13 protein-coding genes and 1 pseudogene are annotated in these 16,105 nt (G+C 51.5%); 6 read left to right on the forward strand and 8 right to left on the reverse strand.

Annotated elements, in window-relative coordinates:
* From KP703_RS09575 to KP703_RS09590, 4 genes and pseudogenes are all read right to left on the reverse strand, one after another.
* Positions 1 to 168, reverse strand: a pseudogene (locus tag KP703_RS09575) (IS5/IS1182 family transposase); the annotation flags it as partial.
* A gap of 123 nt (positions 169 to 291) precedes the next feature.
* The gene (locus KP703_RS09580) at positions 292 to 1,101 is read right to left on the reverse strand and encodes a glycosyltransferase family 2 protein (RefSeq protein WP_215754650.1); all 810 of its coding nucleotides are present in this window, start codon (positions 1,099 to 1,101) and stop codon (positions 292 to 294) included.
* 154 nt (positions 1,102 to 1,255) lie between these two features.
* Positions 1,256 to 2,902, reverse strand: a complete 1,647-nt coding sequence (locus KP703_RS09585; RefSeq protein WP_215754651.1) for an SGNH/GDSL hydrolase family protein — start codon at positions 2,900 to 2,902, stop codon at positions 1,256 to 1,258.
* Between the two features lie 249 nt (positions 2,903 to 3,151).
* On the reverse strand, positions 3,152 to 5,281 hold the full coding sequence (locus tag KP703_RS09590; RefSeq protein WP_373687469.1) for an HAD-IIIC family phosphatase: 2,130 nt from the start codon (positions 5,279 to 5,281) through the stop codon (positions 3,152 to 3,154).
* Between the two features lie 595 nt (positions 5,282 to 5,876).
* On the opposite strand from KP703_RS09590, the gene KP703_RS09595 reads away from it, so the two are divergent.
* The gene (locus tag KP703_RS09595) at positions 5,877 to 7,277 is read left to right on the forward strand and encodes an ammonium transporter (protein ID WP_373687470.1); all 1,401 of its coding nucleotides are present in this window, start codon (positions 5,877 to 5,879) and stop codon (positions 7,275 to 7,277) included.
* 326 nt (positions 7,278 to 7,603) lie between these two features.
* On the forward strand, positions 7,604 to 8,098 hold the full coding sequence (locus KP703_RS09600) for a hypothetical protein (protein WP_215754653.1): 495 nt from the start codon (positions 7,604 to 7,606) through the stop codon (positions 8,096 to 8,098).
* Between the two features lie 52 nt (positions 8,099 to 8,150).
* Here the strand turns inward: KP703_RS09600 and KP703_RS09605 are convergent, their stop codons facing one another.
* Genes KP703_RS09605 through KP703_RS09615 form a run of 3 tightly spaced genes read right to left on the reverse strand, consistent with a single transcriptional unit; the run spans position 8,151 to position 11,046 of the window.
* Entirely contained in the window at positions 8,151 to 9,101 is a 951-nt protein-coding gene (locus tag KP703_RS09605; RefSeq protein ID WP_215754654.1) for a retroviral-like aspartic protease family protein, read from the reverse strand.
* Positions 9,102 to 9,103: 2 nt separating this feature from the next.
* Positions 9,104 to 10,066, reverse strand: coding sequence for a prolyl aminopeptidase (pip, locus tag KP703_RS09610; protein ID WP_215754655.1), 963 nt, complete (start codon positions 10,064 to 10,066; stop codon positions 9,104 to 9,106).
* Entirely contained in the window at positions 10,066 to 11,046 is a 981-nt protein-coding gene (locus KP703_RS09615; protein ID WP_215754656.1) for a tyrosine recombinase XerC, read from the reverse strand. Before KP703_RS09615 ends, pip begins: the two co-directional genes overlap by 1 nt.
* A gap of 122 nt (positions 11,047 to 11,168) precedes the next feature.
* Here KP703_RS09615 and KP703_RS09620 point away from each other — a divergent pair, with 122 nt between their 5' ends.
* Both KP703_RS09620 and KP703_RS09625 read left to right on the forward strand, forming a co-directional pair.
* A complete protein-coding gene (locus KP703_RS09620) occupies positions 11,169 to 13,430 on the forward strand; it encodes a primosomal protein N' (RefSeq protein WP_215754657.1) in 2,262 nt (753 codons plus the stop codon).
* 180 nt (positions 13,431 to 13,610) lie between these two features.
* Positions 13,611 to 14,060: a hypothetical protein gene (locus tag KP703_RS09625; protein ID WP_215754658.1), complete on the forward strand. Its 450-nt coding sequence runs from the start codon at positions 13,611 to 13,613 to the stop codon at positions 14,058 to 14,060.
* 85 nt (positions 14,061 to 14,145) lie between these two features.
* Here KP703_RS09625 and yajC read toward each other — a convergent pair whose 3' ends face one another.
* On the reverse strand, positions 14,146 to 14,511 hold the full coding sequence (gene yajC, locus KP703_RS09630) for a preprotein translocase subunit YajC (RefSeq protein WP_197056220.1): 366 nt from the start codon (positions 14,509 to 14,511) through the stop codon (positions 14,146 to 14,148).
* 153 nt (positions 14,512 to 14,664) lie between these two features.
* Between yajC and KP703_RS09635 the strand changes: the two genes are divergently transcribed.
* Both KP703_RS09635 and KP703_RS09640 read left to right on the forward strand, forming a co-directional pair.
* A complete protein-coding gene (locus KP703_RS09635; protein ID WP_061505512.1) occupies positions 14,665 to 15,537 on the forward strand; it encodes an ATP-binding protein in 873 nt (290 codons plus the stop codon).
* A gap of 47 nt (positions 15,538 to 15,584) precedes the next feature.
* The gene (locus tag KP703_RS09640; RefSeq protein WP_215754659.1) at positions 15,585 to 16,079 is read left to right on the forward strand and encodes a DUF2721 domain-containing protein; all 495 of its coding nucleotides are present in this window, start codon (positions 15,585 to 15,587) and stop codon (positions 16,077 to 16,079) included.
* Positions 16,080 to 16,105: the final 26 nt, after the last annotated feature.

Genomic DNA, 16,105 nt, shown 5'->3' on the forward strand with positions numbered 1-16,105 from the left:
AAACGGCGGACGTCCGCCTTTACTTCCGTCTGAATAGGCCAGAGCCAGCTCCAGATCAGGGCGGAACACCTCAAAATCCACAGTCCGGGAAAAGGCCTCCAGTTGATCGCCAAGCCCGCTCAGCCGAGCAAGACGCTCTTCAACATCAAAGAAACCAGATTGCTTCATCTTCCTCCATCCCCAATCAACGCCAAAAAAATGGAATCACACAGAACAACTCAGAGCCAAGGGGTTTTTCGAACCCTCCAGTTAACTTGCAAAATACTAAATAAAAAAAACCCAAAAATTCTTTTAAAAAGTTTTGAATTTATCTGGAATCCGACGTAAATTACCAATCTTAAAATTACACAGCATATCCATTATATTACAAGAATCAATATATTCTTCTGTCTTTTCTTCTTGGATTTTTAAAATATTTTCTCGGAAGAAATCATCTGATACTCTTTGGTGTAATCCCCCATTAGTATCCAGAGCATGTTGGCTCCATTTCATCTCTCTTGTCGTCTTTAAACGTTTCAAGCTATGTTGAATGTCAACGTTTTTTAAGTGAAATAGCCATAAGCTTTCATCAACGATTGAATGCTTATCGCAATCATGAAACCCGGGAATCCAATTTATCGGTGAATAGGATATCAATGGTTTTGATTCCCAAGACGTAATATAACCGTAACCTCTTTGATTCAAAATTCCTTTAGTCAAATCAATAGGGGCTTTTTCAAAATTTTCTTGTACGACATCTACACCAACGGCTCTAATCGTATCTAAACCATTTTTTTGTGCCAAATAATCACGGAAAGAAGAATACTGGCTACTGTCAGGAACAAGAAATTCATCACAATCTGTGTATATGACAACATCAAATGCTTTCAATAAAGACGCATGTAACAAGCTAATCATTTTTGCTCGCTCAGTATCATCAAAATGATCTCTAGGAATTCTAATTATATTCCCTGCAACACATGATGTACAACCATCAGTGCTGCCATGATCTATAATGTATAAATTTTCAACTCCCAATTCTCTTCCGTAATATGAGCACCATAATGGAAGGAAAAAACTCTCATTATAGACCATTGTAATAACAGCAGCTCGAATAGGCATGTAACAACTCCACCTCATGTGAGAAATTCTTCATATCATACATAAGCATAGACTTTTCTCATTTAAGAGAAAAATATTTACGTATGAAGTCGATATTTACGAAGAAATTTATTTTCGACAATATGTTTTATTAATTTTTGAAACATATCAGCGATTAATTAGTAACTCCCCATTCTTGATGGCGCACAACAGGGACCAATATATCACGCACCCCATATGCATTCATATGGTACGCATTTGAACCACCTATACGACTAGGATTACCACCAACCATTTTATATAAATCATAACAAATTTTATCGGGCATATTCCTTGGAACATCATTTGTTGTCGAAACTCTGCTACCAACAGCAAGACTATGCGTTTTTATTTTTACATTCGGCACAACAAATGTGTAAGAAGGATGCCACTCCCCCCCAAATCGAGTTACTATTCCGTCAAATAACGTTGCATAACCTGTTCCATATTTTACAAGCTCTCCTACGTTGTAAGAATCACAATTAGAAAAAGACGAGAGCATTCTTATCCAAACACGAGCTCCTTTTACAATAATATTAAATTCGCATGGCCATGCTTTAGGAATCAAAATATTAGTTAGAATTTTATTTTTACTATCCTCTACTACACCATCGGACCACGTAATGCTCATTTTACCACTAGGATCGTTAAATGATATATATATAGCATTCGGAACACAAAGTAGTTGCCCTGGATCTCGACCATCTCTAAGAGATAAAATCATCTGAACCGGATTTTCTGATAATGAAAATGCATGGGCAAAATCCGTACAGGAATGAGCACTTACACCATTTACATTAACTGCTTCAGGAAACCACCAAATATTCCCCTCTTTACTTTCTGTTTCCTGCCCCCATGCAGGCACACTACTATTACTATTGGGCTCGACAAGAGAAAGAGCAACTTCATCATTATCTACTCCATCCCTTCGCATCAGCATCCACCGATCAAAATCAAGGTAGCCATACCCAGATTGTTTTGCAAAAGAACGTATCCACCCATTTGCAGATGCTAAGCCATGCTGCCACTCTTGAGTGTGATATTTCATCCACTCGTGTCCCGTATCAATTGAGGATGTTGGAGCATGTGTAATAGCTAGAATAATGGATGGAACCTTAGGTTGCTCTTCAAAATATTTAAGAAGATTTTTTACATAAAAAGGGTTAAAGAAGGGTACGTCATTCCCATTACAATGCAAAATTAAAAGATCAGGCTTATTACGTGCTACACAAGCTTTCCAACTCTCAGCTGGCAGCGGATCCAGCCAATCAGGAGCCCTATACTCGTCAGAATCCATATCACGCCAAGTCGTCCCCCCTATGGCAGCATTAATAAAATTAATTTTCAAACCTACGTTTTGGATCTGCAGTTCTTCAATTAAGGCAAACATATAATTTTCGGAATCGGCAGGCTGCATTGCAACCGCGCCGATGCTATCACCCATAATCATAACGGTAGCCGTTCCGGCCTGCGCGGCTTTTTGAAAATTTTTTAGATGACGTAATTTAACTGTAGGCGGAAACATGCATGGTTTCCCCAAGTACGTTTCATGTACCTTTTGTCCACGCGCATTGTTAATTTTAACATTATCTCCGACAAAAATAACATGGTTAGCTTTGGATAGTTCATCACTACCATCAAGATCCACGATGGAACCTGCATCTAGATATATTATATTTCTTTTATTTTGATGGGCATATTCATCCGCCGCCAAAAGCATTTCGGAGGTAGTATTAGCTGGAAATTCATTCAATTGGAGAAAAATTTTATTTTTTTTATCCATATTGACGCCTCATTTTTTAGTGAAATGGAAATTATGTAGAGATAACCTACATAAAAATTTTATTCAAAATGAAATATATACCATTTTTTGTTTTATAAAAGAGAATTTTAACATTAAATATTATCTGCCATAAAAAACACTCAAATTAAAATACAGAATAAGAAAAATATTTTTTCCTTAATTCATAGCATAATCCTCAATACTAAAATTTACCCTGCAATCATCAAACTGCAGGGCAAACAAAAAATATTACCCTTCTATTTCATTTAATATTTTATCGGCGACTGCTTTGTAAACAGAGCGATTAAAATGCGCTCCCCCCAACACACCATCCTGAGCTAAATCATCTTCCGAAGAAACAAAATCTGTCATTTCAATGTAGCAAAAGCCGTACTGATTAACCAAAGGTCTAACAATCGCATTAATCTCAGCAAAGAAGCTTAGGATCTGCCAATCTCTACCAATCTTCTCATTCAGGCCTAAGATAATAACTTTTTTATCCGTATTAATTAAGCGATTAAATAAATATCTCAAATCTTGGATAAATAGCTCTTTATTGAAACCACCAATAAATTCAAATTCCTTTTTGAAAAACGCCCACTGTTCTTTTGAGACATTTTTCATACCACTACTCAGGACATCCTCATATGACAGGGATGTATAGTCAAATTTTTCTTTAGGGCCGCCAGGCAGATAGTAAGGGAAATGATACGTCCCAAACGGCATAATCATCCCAGTCGTACGTGAACAATACAATCCATGGAATGATTCCTGCGAAAATGACAGGACATAAACGTCAGCCTCTTCTGAGATAACAGCACTATCAAATCGATTAGCAGGAATACCCGGCAACTGGGAAATGATTTCACGATTTTGTAGATTTTTAAGGTCTTTGTGTAGAGCAATAATTCGGGGAGTAGTAACAACTTCCCACTCATCATAAGGATAATTAAATTCTTCAATAGTATCTAGACGTGTCCGAAGAAAATTAGACGTCATCATCAAATCACATGCACCACGAATACATACTTTTTTCTGCCTAGCCGAGGCGGATGAAATTTCTTCAGTCTTATCAGCATCCTCGACTACAGAAATCCAATCAACTACAGGAACGTCTAACGAAGCACCTACTTTTCCTTGGATAGGAACATACCGCTCGCCAAGCTTACGCCAAACAAATTGCTCGACTCCCATATTCATAGTACGGCAAGAAAAGAGAAAATGTAGAAACTCTTTTTTACGAGAAAGATAAAAACCACATATCCCATAATTTCCATACGCATCAGAAACTTTCACATACCCAACGTCGGTATCGAAATCAGCATTTAACTCTTCCCGAAATTTCAAACGTGCCTCTTCAATATCTTCAGGCCAGCGATTTTTCGTAAAATTTAGCTGATTAGTTCTATTTACCAAATCATGAATACGCGTAAACTCCTCTTCAATATCAGAATGAAAACTAACCCTAATATTACTTTTACGAAGAAATTCTTCATTATCACCTCCATTTGCAACCATATCATTATGCTTTGATTCAAGCACCTGATAGCGTTGCAAACGGCTTCGATCTGGGTCCGGTTTCCCTTTGAACCGAGGATCATCCAGAAGCCCATCAAGAACATCGGGCTCGGCTATGTTAATTTCTGGGACAAAGTGTTTGACTTCATTAAGATTTGTAACATTATCGTCAACAAACAAGACTGTTTCTGGCCGAAGCTGTATTTTCTCCACTATATCTTTTACAAGTGGTCCTTTTGCACCCCATGCAATGCGCGGAAAAACAAACTCATTCCACAAATCAAGGCTTTCCAACTTTTCTTTTACATCTTCAAATGTATTTCTAGAACAAATAGCGTTTACAATACCGCGTCTATTTAGAGTTTTTACAATCTCTATGTTTCTATCTATCGTATCAATCTCCCCTTCAGAAAGAGTCCCCGCCCAGAAAGTATCATCCAAATCCCATATAACAAGTCGAATACCTTCTTTTTTCTCTTTATTTTCTTGAATTCTATCTTTAATTATTACATTTCTTTCCTTTTCTTTAGAAAATTTTATAGATTTTATATCTTCTATTTTCGTAGAAAGGCCAAAAAACGCCCCCCAATCCGGATCATTACAAGCTCCACTTATAAGCATAAGCTCGTAAGCGCCTTCATAAATATTATCAAACCGCCACATTAACTGTCCATTAATGGCATAAATATGAAGTACATTATCAATAATTTTCCACGAATGCTCATTAGAATGGGAATAGCCTAAAATACGTCCGCCAGCCCCAAACTGCATAGTATGAGTAAGGGGATCAAGATTAATCGGCCCCCAGCGCCAGACGGTTCCATCCAAGATATCTTCAATCGATTTAAAAGAAGAAGGCACTCTTAGTCTCCTCACATAATGGTGCTTGTCTTATCGCGAAAACTATAAGCCAATTTACAATAAACAGAAAGGGCAAGGCCACCTATTTCAAGGTCACGCGACCATAGAAACTTTTTAAATTCAGAAGCCGCTTCTGAGGTTACCTTTGACAGTGAGACCGCTCAGCATCTCAAATATTACTAATCTCTTCATGTAGAAATATTCCGCACACAAGGAAACTTATAATATTTATATTAATGCCCAAAAATTATATAAATTAAAAATTTATTTTTACCTAAACAGAATCCACATACTAAAAAACTTTAATAAAATTTAGAAAATTTTCTTATTTTATACCAAACAGTATTCTCGTAATGTAAATTTATATTATAAACTGCATACCACTTAAAATTAAATGATATTACAAAAAAGATACAATCTAAATATCTTTGTTTTGAAATAAAATTTTCATCCAATTACTAATTTAAGAACTTTTCGGAGGCGCTTGTCTAATTCGTTTCGACTAAGCTACGGTGCTGTTTATGTGCTATCATAAGCTCATTTTTCCATCATTCTACCGGTTATTATGACTATTGGTGAAGGAGTCCTCAGATTCATGACCTTGTGGTCTTTCATAGCGTCACCTTGTGTTGACGATTCTGCCAAGCTGACGGCGTCACCTATTTTGGGCGCGGGTCTGCTGCTTTGCTTCACTTCTATTGGTACTGCTCAAGCTGCCGACACAGCCTCGGTTATCAATACCGGGGACACCGCATGGATGCTGGTCAGCACTGCTTTTGTGCTGATGATGACCATTCCTGGGTTGGCGCTGTTTTATGCGGGCATGGTGCGCAAGAAGAACGTGCTGGCTACGCTGATGCAGTCCTTTGCACTGTGCTGCATCATGTCCATTGTCTGGATGGTCGCAGGGTATTCTCTGGCCTTTACCACCGGCACACCGTGGATTGGTGGCGTGTCGCGCATGTTCCTGAACGGGATTGGTGCGCATATCCAGAACGGGGCGGATATTGCCTTCACGCTTGGGGCGGATTCTCCCAATGCCACGACGATGACGATCCCTGAGAGCCTCTTCATGATGTTCCAGATGACGTTCGCCATCATCACCCCTGCCCTGATTTCCGGCGCGTATGCAGAGCGTATGAAGTTCAGCGCCATGTGCATCTTCTCTATTCTCTGGTCGCTGCTGGTCTATGCGCCGATCGCGCACTGGGTCTGGAGCCCTATGGGCTGGCTGGCCGGTCTCGGTACTGCGGATTTTGCAGGCGGCACCGTCGTACATATCAATGCCGGTATTGCCGGGCTTGTCTGCGCTCTTGTGCTGGGTAAACGTAAAGGCTTCGGGCAGGATGATCTCTCCCCTTTCAATCTGACCTACGCCATTATTGGCGCATCTCTGCTTTGGGTCGGCTGGTTTGGCTTTAATGCTGGTTCAGCTGTCGGGGCGAACGGTCGTGCCGCCATGGCCATGGCGACCACGCAGATTGCAGCTGCCGGGGCCGGTGTAGCCTGGATGCTCGTGGAATGGCTGCGCAGCGGTAAGCCGACCGTGCTGGGTGTAATTTCCGGGGCTGTGGGCGGTCTGGTAGCCATTACGCCAGCCGCTGGGTTTGTGCTGCCGGGTAGCGCATTGATCATCGGCCTGATTACCGGGGTAATCTGCTACTGGAGCGCCACATCGCTGAAACACATGATGGGCTATGATGACAGTCTGGATGCCTTTGGCGTGCACGGCGTGGGCGGCATCGTCGGGGCCATGCTCACGGGGCTGTTTGCTTATGGCCCGCTCTCCGCCACAGACGCTAATCCGACCGGCATTACCGGCTCTCTGCATCAGTTCATGGTTCAGGGGGAAGCGGTTATCGTCACTATTCTGTGGTGCGGCATCATCTCCTTTGTTCTCCTGAAGGCCATTGACCTGACCATGGGCCTGCGCGTGACACCGGATGAAGAACTGGAAGGGCTGGACATGTCTCTGCATGGAGAGCGGATCAACTAACCCTCTCCTCATTTTCATCGTTCTGCTGTTTGAGCCCCTTCCTGCCTCTGTGCCGGAAGGGGTTTCTTTTATGCGGCTTTTTCAGTGTGCTTCCCGTGTTGGGTCCCTCCTCGGCATTTTTTCTGACAAGCATTCCCCGGTGATGAAAAATCCGTATCAGCGAAGATGAGACTCTGCTGCCAGCATGATGAGGTAAAGGACCAACGCTGGTTGGGGATAACCCTTTTCCAAACACATTTATTCATCATAAGATGTAACGATAGTCAGGGCGCTGCGGCATGGTGCTGCATCTTCCAGCCCTGGTATTTGGATGAGGTTTTTTCCTTATGACATCTTCCGCTCGCTTTGCGCTTGCAGCACTGGCTCTGAGCTGTGCCACCGCCCTTTCCGCTCCGGCTGCTCATGCCCTGAGCGCAAAGGAATGTCATGCCAGCTTTGCTGCGGCCCGTACCGCCGGCACACTGGATGGCCAGAGCTACAAGCAGTTCAAAGCTGCTAAATGTGATGCTGCCGCAACGCCTGCCACGACCGCAGCAACTCCGGCAGAAACCGCGAAAGAGGCTGCTCCCGCTACCCCGGCAACAGCACCGACCGCAGCCAGCACAGCAGCTCCGGCAGCTGCCGCCACAACGGCTGGCGTTGTCTTCCCGAGCGCCGTTGCTCCGCAGTATGCCAAGCTGAGCGCCGGGAAAGCCCGCATGAAGACCTGCCTTGACCAGTACAATGCCAATAAGACCGGTACTGGCAATGGTAACCTGAAATGGATCCAGAAGGGTGGCGGCTATTACAGCCAGTGCAACTCCCACCTCAAAGCAGGCTGATTTAAAGACCGGGGCATCCACCAGGTGCCCCGATTTTTCTCAAAGGCCGCCGTTAATCGCGCCGCTTGAGCGCAGGCATGACGTAAAGCATGCCCGTCTGATACGAAATCCAGACACGGTGCGCTGCAAACCAGTCTGACCCCAGCAGCATATCCACAGAATCATGAATGGGCGCCACCGTCAGAACCGGAGCTTTTTCCTGTTCCTGCCCGATCTGGAACGTGTGGAATTTATGCCAGTGATAGACTTGCCGGTGACCATCCACGCCACTGGTCAGGCCACCCGGGTCCGCCGCCAAAGTGCTGGCCGTAACCCCCAGCCTTTCAGCGGCTTTGTCTGACAGAATACGGGATCGAGCCCCGCTATCCACCAGAGCACGCACCGGCATGCCGTCCAGCAGAACCTGAACAATCACACGTCTCCCGGCGGACTCTAGCGGCACGGCACGATAAATCACATGCCAGTCCACCGGCCCGGCACAGGCGGAAGAAGCGCTTTTGACAGACCAGAAAGTCAGCCAGCCCTCGGCAACGTTGAATTCCACATCATAGTGCGAAAGCAGATCTCCTCCGACCAGACCTTCAACCGGAGGTTGCGTGACAGGCTTCCCCGGCAGATCCCCAACCGGCATGGAAATAGGACCGGTTTCCAGCCCGCCGAGTGTGAGGGACCGCACCACACCATTGGGCACCATCCGCCCGACGCCGCCCGTGCCTTGCATGAGGGTATGAACAGACGGGTCCAGCTGCACGTCAAAACCCTCGGCAGCCTCGGGGGAGAGCAGACTGCCCTCTGCCCCGGTATCAACAATCATACGCGCCGCATGTTTGTTGATTTCAACCGGAATGTTCAGAAACCCCAGATCATCATGCAAAGGCACACGGGCAATCCGTTCATGATGGCACAGCCCTTCCGCAGCAGTGGCCGCCTGCGTTAAAAACACAGGTGAGGCCGCCGCACAGAATGCGGTGAGAAGTGCTGCCTGAACTGCCCGTGTGCGCATGATCAGCCTAATTCCCGCGCAAAGCGGTCTGTGGCATCCAGCAATGCGCTGAGAATACCGGGTTCAAACAACGCATGGCCAGCGGCGTTGATCAGTTTGAAGTCTGCTTCCGGCCAGGCTTTATGCAGATCCCACGCGGTACGCACCGGGGTCGCCATATCGTAACGTCCCTGCACGATGACGGTTGGAATATGCCGGATACGATCCACATCGCGGATCAGCTGGCCTTCTTCCAGCCAGCCCCCATGCACGAAGTAGTGGTTTTCAATCCGTGAGAACGCCAGAGCATAATCGGTCTCTTCATGCTGGTTTTCAATGTCGGGGGCTGGCAGCAGGGTGAGCGTACGCCCTTCCCACACGCTCCATGCCACAGCCGCTTCCTGCCGGACGCCCACATCATCAGAGACCAGACGCTTGCGATACGCTGCCATCATGTCCCCACGCTCTGCCTGAGGAATGGGCGCCTGAAAATCTTCCCACTTATCCGGGAACAGCCAGGACGCTCCCTCCTGATAATACCAGAGCAGCTCAGCCTTCCGCAGCGTGAAAATGCCGCGCAGCATCAGGGCCGTCACACGGGTCGGGTGCGTCTGGGCATAGGCCAGCGCCAGCGTGGAACCCCATGAGCCACCAAAAACCGCCCATTTATCAATACCAAAGAAAACGCGCAGGCGTTCAATGTCCGCTACCAGATGCCATGTGGTGTTATTCTCAAGCGAAGCATGCGGTCTGGAACGACCACAGCCACGCTGGTCAAACAGCACAATCCGATAACGGGACGGGTCAAACAGACGCCGCTGTGCGGGGGAACATCCGCCACCGGGGCCACCATGCAGAAACACTACGGGGATACCATGCGGGTTGCCGCATTCTTCCCAATAGATCTCGTGCCCTTCTCCAGTATCCAGATAGCCGTGGGCGTAAGGGTCTATAGCGGGCCAGGGAGCGCGCAGGGCCTCGGTCATCAGTCTCGTGTTCCTTCTCTCGGCTGAGCAGTTTTTTGCGCACGCGGGTGCGCGCGGCTCCACACATCAAGCAGGCGCGCTTCATCCGCAAGAGTGTATCGTTGTGTGGTGGACAGGCTGGCATGCCCCAGCAGCTCCTGAATGACGCGTAAATCCGCGCCGCCTTCCATCAGATGCGTGGCAAAAGAGTGCCGCAGAGCATGCGGTGTCACATGGTCCGGCAACCCGGCCAGCGCCCGCCATTCGCGCATGGCTTTCTGCGCCACACCGGCCTGCAACCGCCCCCCCCGCACACCGGGGAACAGTGGCGACTCTGGCAACGGAGACGGATGCCGCTTGCGCCACGTCTCCAGCGCCTGCTGCACAGCGGGCAGGACGGGCACCAGACGCTCCTTATTACCCTTCCCTTTAATACGCAGAACACCGCTGCTGGTCAGCGTACCAAGGTCGGAAATATTGAGATTTAACGCCTCGGAAATACGCAGCCCGCACCCATAGAGCAGCAGGAACAAAGTCCCATCCCGCTGCTGTGCCATGGGTGTCAGGGCCAGAGCTGCTATATCTTCCGGCACCGCCTTGGCGTCCGTCACACTCAGGGGGCGCGGCAAAGGTTTTTTGCTGCGGGGCGTCGCCAGCAGGGCCACAGCCGGATTTTCCACCCCCTGCCTGCGGGCCAGATACCGGAAAAAGGACCGTACAGCCGACACACGCCGCGCCCGTGTACGGGCGGCCCGGTCTGGTGTGCTTTGTCGAGTGCGGGATGCTGCGGAGCGGGCCTGTTCCTGCGCCAGCCAGGCACGAAAATCTCTCAGGCTGATACGCGCCAACCCGGCCATGTCCGGCAGGCCATCCAGATGCCCGGTCATGAAACCCAGAAACCGCGCCAGATCCGCCCGGTAGGCCTCAATAGTCATGGGGGATGCCCGCTTTTCCGTCGCCATCCACTCCAGAAATTTCTGGACGGCTTCTTCCGCTGTCATCGCACCCTCTCAAACAGATCTGCACTCTTCAGCATGCTCTGAAGGCCCTGCTGACTTGTTCAGAGTTTTTATGGTTTCGCAAGCACTGTTCTTTAACCGGACCTCCGCTTACATAGAACCCCATGGCGCCTGCACCTTCTCCCTCTCCTCAGCCTGCCCGGCCTCCGGCTTCTGCTGCCGGGTCTGCACGCCTGAGAGTGTCCGTGCTGCTGCCCATGCCCTTCCCCGGTCCGTTTGATTATGCCGCGCCGGCGGAAATGGCGCTCCAACCCGGCGATATTGTGACGGTGCCCCTCGGCCACCGCAGACAAACCGGGGTGGTGTGGGATTCCACCAGCTCCCTGCCCCCGGAATTCGCGCCGCCACCCCAGCGCACTGTGGATGCAGCGAAACTCCGCCCTGTAGCAGAACGGCTGGAACTGCCGCCGCTCACAGCAGAACTTCGGCGCTTTGTAGACTGGGTGGCGGCCTATACGCTCTCCGCCCCCGGCATGGTGCTCGCCATGACGCTGCGGCTCCATATGCGCGGCGTGCCCACACCCTCCACGGGCTGGCTGGCGGCCTCCCCCCAGCCGGATGGACTACGCCTGACCCCTGCCCGCCAGAAAGTGCTGAGCTTGCTGGCCGATGGCACGGCCCGCACCACCACGGACCTTGCGACCGCCGCAGGCGTTGGCCCCGGCGTGGTGAAAGGTCTGGCAGACGCCGGTGCCCTCACACCCGTCCCCCTCGGGCCGGAACGCGTCTTTGCCGCACCGGACCCGCTCCATAACTTACCCGTGCTGGAAGGCGCACAGGCAGAAGCCACAGATGCCTTGCGCCAGACCGTGGCGGAAGGGCGCTTTTCCGTCACGCTGCTGGAAGGCGTGACCGGCTCCGGCAAGACCGAGATCTATCTGGAAGCCATTGCCGCCTGTCTGGAACAGGGCAAGCAGGCACTGGTTTTGCTGCCGGAAATTGCTCTTTCCGCCCAGTGGATGGAGCGCTTTACCCGCCGCTTTGGCACGCAGCCCGCCATCTGGCATTCAGAAGTCGGCCAGCGTGCCCGTCGCCTGACATGGCACGGCACTGCAGACGGCAGCGCTACGGTGGTTGTGGGGGCGCGGTCTGCCCTGTTCCTGCCATTTCAAAACCTCGGCCTGATTATTGTGGATGAAGAGCACGAGGCCCTGTTCAAGCAGGAAGAAGGCGTCATCTACAGTGCGCGGGATATGGCCGTGGTGCGGGCGCGACTGGCGGGGTTCCCCATTGTGCTGGTCTCGGCCACACCCAGTCTGGAATCTCTGGCCAATGTGGAAGCCGGGCGTTACCGGCATCTGGTTCTGCCCTCTCGCCATGGCGGCGCAGCCCTGCCGGAAACCCGCATTCTGGACATGCGGGACCATCCGCCTCCCCGCGGCCTGTTTCTCTCCCCGGCTTTGACGGAAGAACTGACCGCGACCTTTGAGCGCAAGGAACAGGCCATGCTGTTCCTCAACCGGCGCGGCTATGCCCCCCTCACCTTGTGCCGGAGTTGCGGGCACCGAATGGAATGCCCGCACTGCACCGCCTGGCTTGTGGAGCACCGGAACCGCAAAATCCTCTCCTGCCATTTTTGCGACCATACAGAACCTATGCCCGAAGCCTGCCCCTCCTGCGGGGCAGAGCAAAGCCTGACGCCCATCGGGCCGGGCATTGAGCGGATTACGGAAGAAGCCCGCCATCTGTTCCCCGATGCCCGCATTCTGGTGATGGCCAGTGACACACTGGGCGGCCCCGCCGCCACGGCGGAAGCGGTTGGCAAGATTTCCCGCAGAGAAGTCGATCTGGTAATTGGCACGCAGATTGTCGCCAAAGGCTGGCATTTTCCGCATCTGACACTGGTTGGCATTGTGGATGCGGATCTCGGGCTTGGCGGAGGTGATCTCCGAGCGGGCGAACGCACCATCCAGCTTCTGCATCAGGTGGCGGGCCGTGCCGGACGCGCCAGCACACCGGGCCGCGTGCTTCTGCAAAGCTACACGCCGGAGCATCCGGTGATGCAGGCCCTCCTTTCGGGCGATTTTGATGCCTTCATGACACAGGAAGCCGAGCAGAGACGCCCCGGCTTCTGGCCGCCATACGGCCGACTGGCGGCGTTAATTGTGAGCGCAGACACCGCCGTAGCTGCTGATGACGCTGCCGCAGCTCTTGGCCGCGTGGCCCCTTATGGGGAGGGCATTCAGGTGCTTGGCCCGGCCCCGGCCCCGATGGCCATTCTGCGCGGGCGGCACAGGCGGCGTTTGCTGCTGCGCACCCGTAAAACCATTGCCGTGCAGCCCATTCTGCGCCGCTGGCTGGGGCTGGTGAAACTGGACCGGCAGGTGCGGGTGGATGTGGATATCGACCCGGTCTCTTTTTTATAAACCTCTCCCCGCCATATGGGCTGGCCACAGGACCTAAAATCTTCTTATTTTATTTATAACGGCCTTGTATCGTTTTGTCGTAAAACTGTGACTTAACGGCTTTCTGTTCCTGCTATCCCGAGAACAGAAACCAGTGAGCCGCAGCGTAAACGCACGGAAACGACAGTTGAGGGCCGTATTGTGAAGCACTATTCCCTGATCGGCATTGCCATCTATTTTTCATCCTGGGTGGGGGTGGCCCTGCTCGGGCTGGCCTATTGTAACTGGCATGAGGTGGCGTCCACAGTTGTGCTGATGCCGCTCATCTCTCTGGCCATTGGCACGGCAATCGTCCTGTTTCTGAAGTTCGTTCTGAAAAAAGAGCGGAGGCTGGCCACATTCTATCGGTCCCGCATCCAGAAGCCGATCTGGCGGGCGGTTTTCTGGCTTTTACCCCTGCCTGCCCTCACGCCCCTTGTGCTGCATATTCTGCACGGCCACCCGCAAAGCAACGATACGCTGGGCCTGAAAATTCTGGCACTCCTGAGCATCATCATGGCAGGCGAAGTTCTGGCTCTGGATATGACTGAGGAAATTGCCCAGAACGACACGGCGGACACTCGTCTGGCAGCCGAAGACGAGCCTTTCTAATTTGCCCCCCGGCCATAAAAAAAGCGGGCCAGAAGCCCGCTTTCTATCACAGCACGCAAGGTGCGCTGCCTGATGCGCCGTACGCTTATTTCTTAGCGTCCGCTACATCATTCGCCGGTTTCGCCGTGCTGGTCAGAACCGTGGTGACGGTGCTGCGCAGAACCATGACGCGGACGTTCGGGGCAATTTCGACCTCAATTTCCTGACTGTCGTCCCGGGATTTCTGCACAATGCCGATAATACCACCAGCGGTGACAATCCGGTCGCCACGACGCAGGGACTTCAGCTCGTTCTGAAGCTGCTTCTGCTTCTGCTGCTGCGGGCGAATCATCAGGAAATACATGATGACGAACACGCCAATGAACGGCAGGAACGACATCAGACTCGAGCCAGCACCCCCGCCACCGGCGGACTGGGCATAGGCTGCGGGAATAAGAAAATTGGACATGATGGCAGGCTTTCCGGAAAGGCTGGTTGCGTAATTAAGATGCGTGACCATAATTTTCACGGCTCACACGTCAAGCATCCCTTGAAGATAAGCCGTCGCACCACCTCCTTTCCTGCCGGAAGTTCCCCGGCGGCACAACCATGGACCCTGCCCCTGATGGATACCGCCCCTCTCTCCGTCCTTGAACGTATTGCCTCAGCGCTGGAGCGCCTCTCCCCTCCGCCGCCAAGTCTGGATGGGGTCGATCAGGCTGATGCGTTTGTCTGGCTCCCCGAGCGCGGGCGACTGCTGCCGGTAGCCCATGTGGCCCATGTGCCTGCCGGTTTGTTGCAGGGGGTGGACTCGCAGCGCCAGACGCTAATGGACAATACCGAGCATTTTGCCCGGGGACTGCCCGCCAACAACGCCATGCTGTGGGGCTCTCGCGGCATGGGCAAGTCCTCGCTGGTTAAGGGTGCGCATGCGCTGGTCAATCAGGTGGACGGTAAACCGTGCGCCCCCGGTCAGGGCCGGGTGGCACTGGTGGAAATTCAGCGGGAAGATCTGGCCACCCTGCCGGACCTGCTGGCCATGCTGCGGGAAAGCCCGCGCCGCTTCATCATCTTCTGTGATGACTTGTCCTTTGAGAAAGAAGACCGCGACTATAAGGCCCTGAAATCCGTTCTGGATGGCGGCATTGCCGGGCGGCCGGAGAATGTTCTGTTCTACGCCACGTCCAACCGCCGGCACCTGATGCCGCGTGAAATGATTGAGAACGAACGCGCCAGCGCCATCAATCCGTCTGAAGCCACGGAAGAGAAAGTCTCCCTCTCCGACCGGTTCGGCCTGTGGCTGGGTTTTCACGCCTGCCCGCAGGATGTGTTTCTTGACATGGTGCGGACCTATGCGAGAGAACGCGCCCTTCCCATCAGCGATGAGGATCTGACAGCCCGCGCCAATGCATGGGCCATCACCCGTGGCGGTCGCTCTGGCCGGGTGGCCTTCCAGTTCATTGAAGACCTGACGGCAGAACTGGCCTCCAGCCGCTAGATCCTCCACTCACGCCCACTGTTCTGGCAGCAAGGACTTTCCGCTTCATGGCCCTTCCCGTTTTGGCAGGCATCTCCGCCGAACCGATTGATAGCGTCGCGCATATCATCCAGATCGCGCTGACGCCGGTTTTCATGCTCTCGGGCATCGGCACGCTGCTCAACCTGTTCAATACCCGTCTGGCCCGCGTGTCCGACCATATTGAACAGGCCAATGCCCTGCTGACGGACGATAATGACGACCCGGACCGGAACCAGACGCTAGAGAAGCACCTTGTCCGCCTGCACCGCCGCACCCTGATGCTGGACACGGCCATTCTGGCCGGAGGGCTTGGGGGCGCGGCCTCCTGCGGGGCGGCGTTTGTGCTGTTTATGGGCAGTGTGCGGGATTCCTCCGTCGCCAACTGGCTGGTCATTATGTTCGGGCTGGCTCTGGCCTGCACGGTGGGAGCGCTGGCCCTGTTTCTGGGGGACAGCCTGATTGCCTGGCATGGGCTGAAGCGTGAAGGACCTATGCCCAGACCAGCGCCAAAAGCAGCCTGACATTCAGTTTCTGAATAATTTGCAAA

Source organism: Acetobacter sp. P5B1, assembly GCF_018811985.1.
In the GTDB taxonomy this organism is placed as follows: domain Bacteria; phylum Pseudomonadota; class Alphaproteobacteria; order Acetobacterales; family Acetobacteraceae; genus Acetobacter; species Acetobacter cerevisiae.

Coding starts and splice junctions, on each gene's coding strand:
- KP703_RS09605 (WP_215754654.1), bottom strand. CDS start 9,101: ATGCGCACACGGGCAGTTCAGGCAGCACTTCTCACCGCATTCTGTGCG.
- KP703_RS09615 (WP_215754656.1), bottom strand. CDS start 11,046: ATGACAGCGGAAGAAGCCGTCCAGAAATTTCTGGAGTGGATGGCGACG.
- KP703_RS09580 (WP_215754650.1), bottom strand. CDS start 1,101: ATGCCTATTCGAGCTGCTGTTATTACAATGGTCTATAATGAGAGTTTT.
- KP703_RS09620 (WP_215754657.1), top strand. CDS start 11,169: ATGGCGCCTGCACCTTCTCCCTCTCCTCAGCCTGCCCGGCCTCCGGCT.
- KP703_RS09635 (WP_061505512.1), top strand. CDS start 14,665: ATGGATACCGCCCCTCTCTCCGTCCTTGAACGTATTGCCTCAGCGCTG.
- pip (WP_215754655.1), bottom strand. CDS start 10,066: ATGACCGAGGCCCTGCGCGCTCCCTGGCCCGCTATAGACCCTTACGCC.
- KP703_RS09600 (WP_215754653.1), top strand. CDS start 7,604: ATGACATCTTCCGCTCGCTTTGCGCTTGCAGCACTGGCTCTGAGCTGT.
- KP703_RS09595 (WP_373687470.1), top strand. CDS start 5,877: ATGACCTTGTGGTCTTTCATAGCGTCACCTTGTGTTGACGATTCTGCC.
- KP703_RS09585 (WP_215754651.1), bottom strand. CDS start 2,902: ATGGATAAAAAAAATAAAATTTTTCTCCAATTGAATGAATTTCCAGCT.
- KP703_RS09640 (WP_215754659.1), top strand. CDS start 15,585: ATGGCCCTTCCCGTTTTGGCAGGCATCTCCGCCGAACCGATTGATAGC.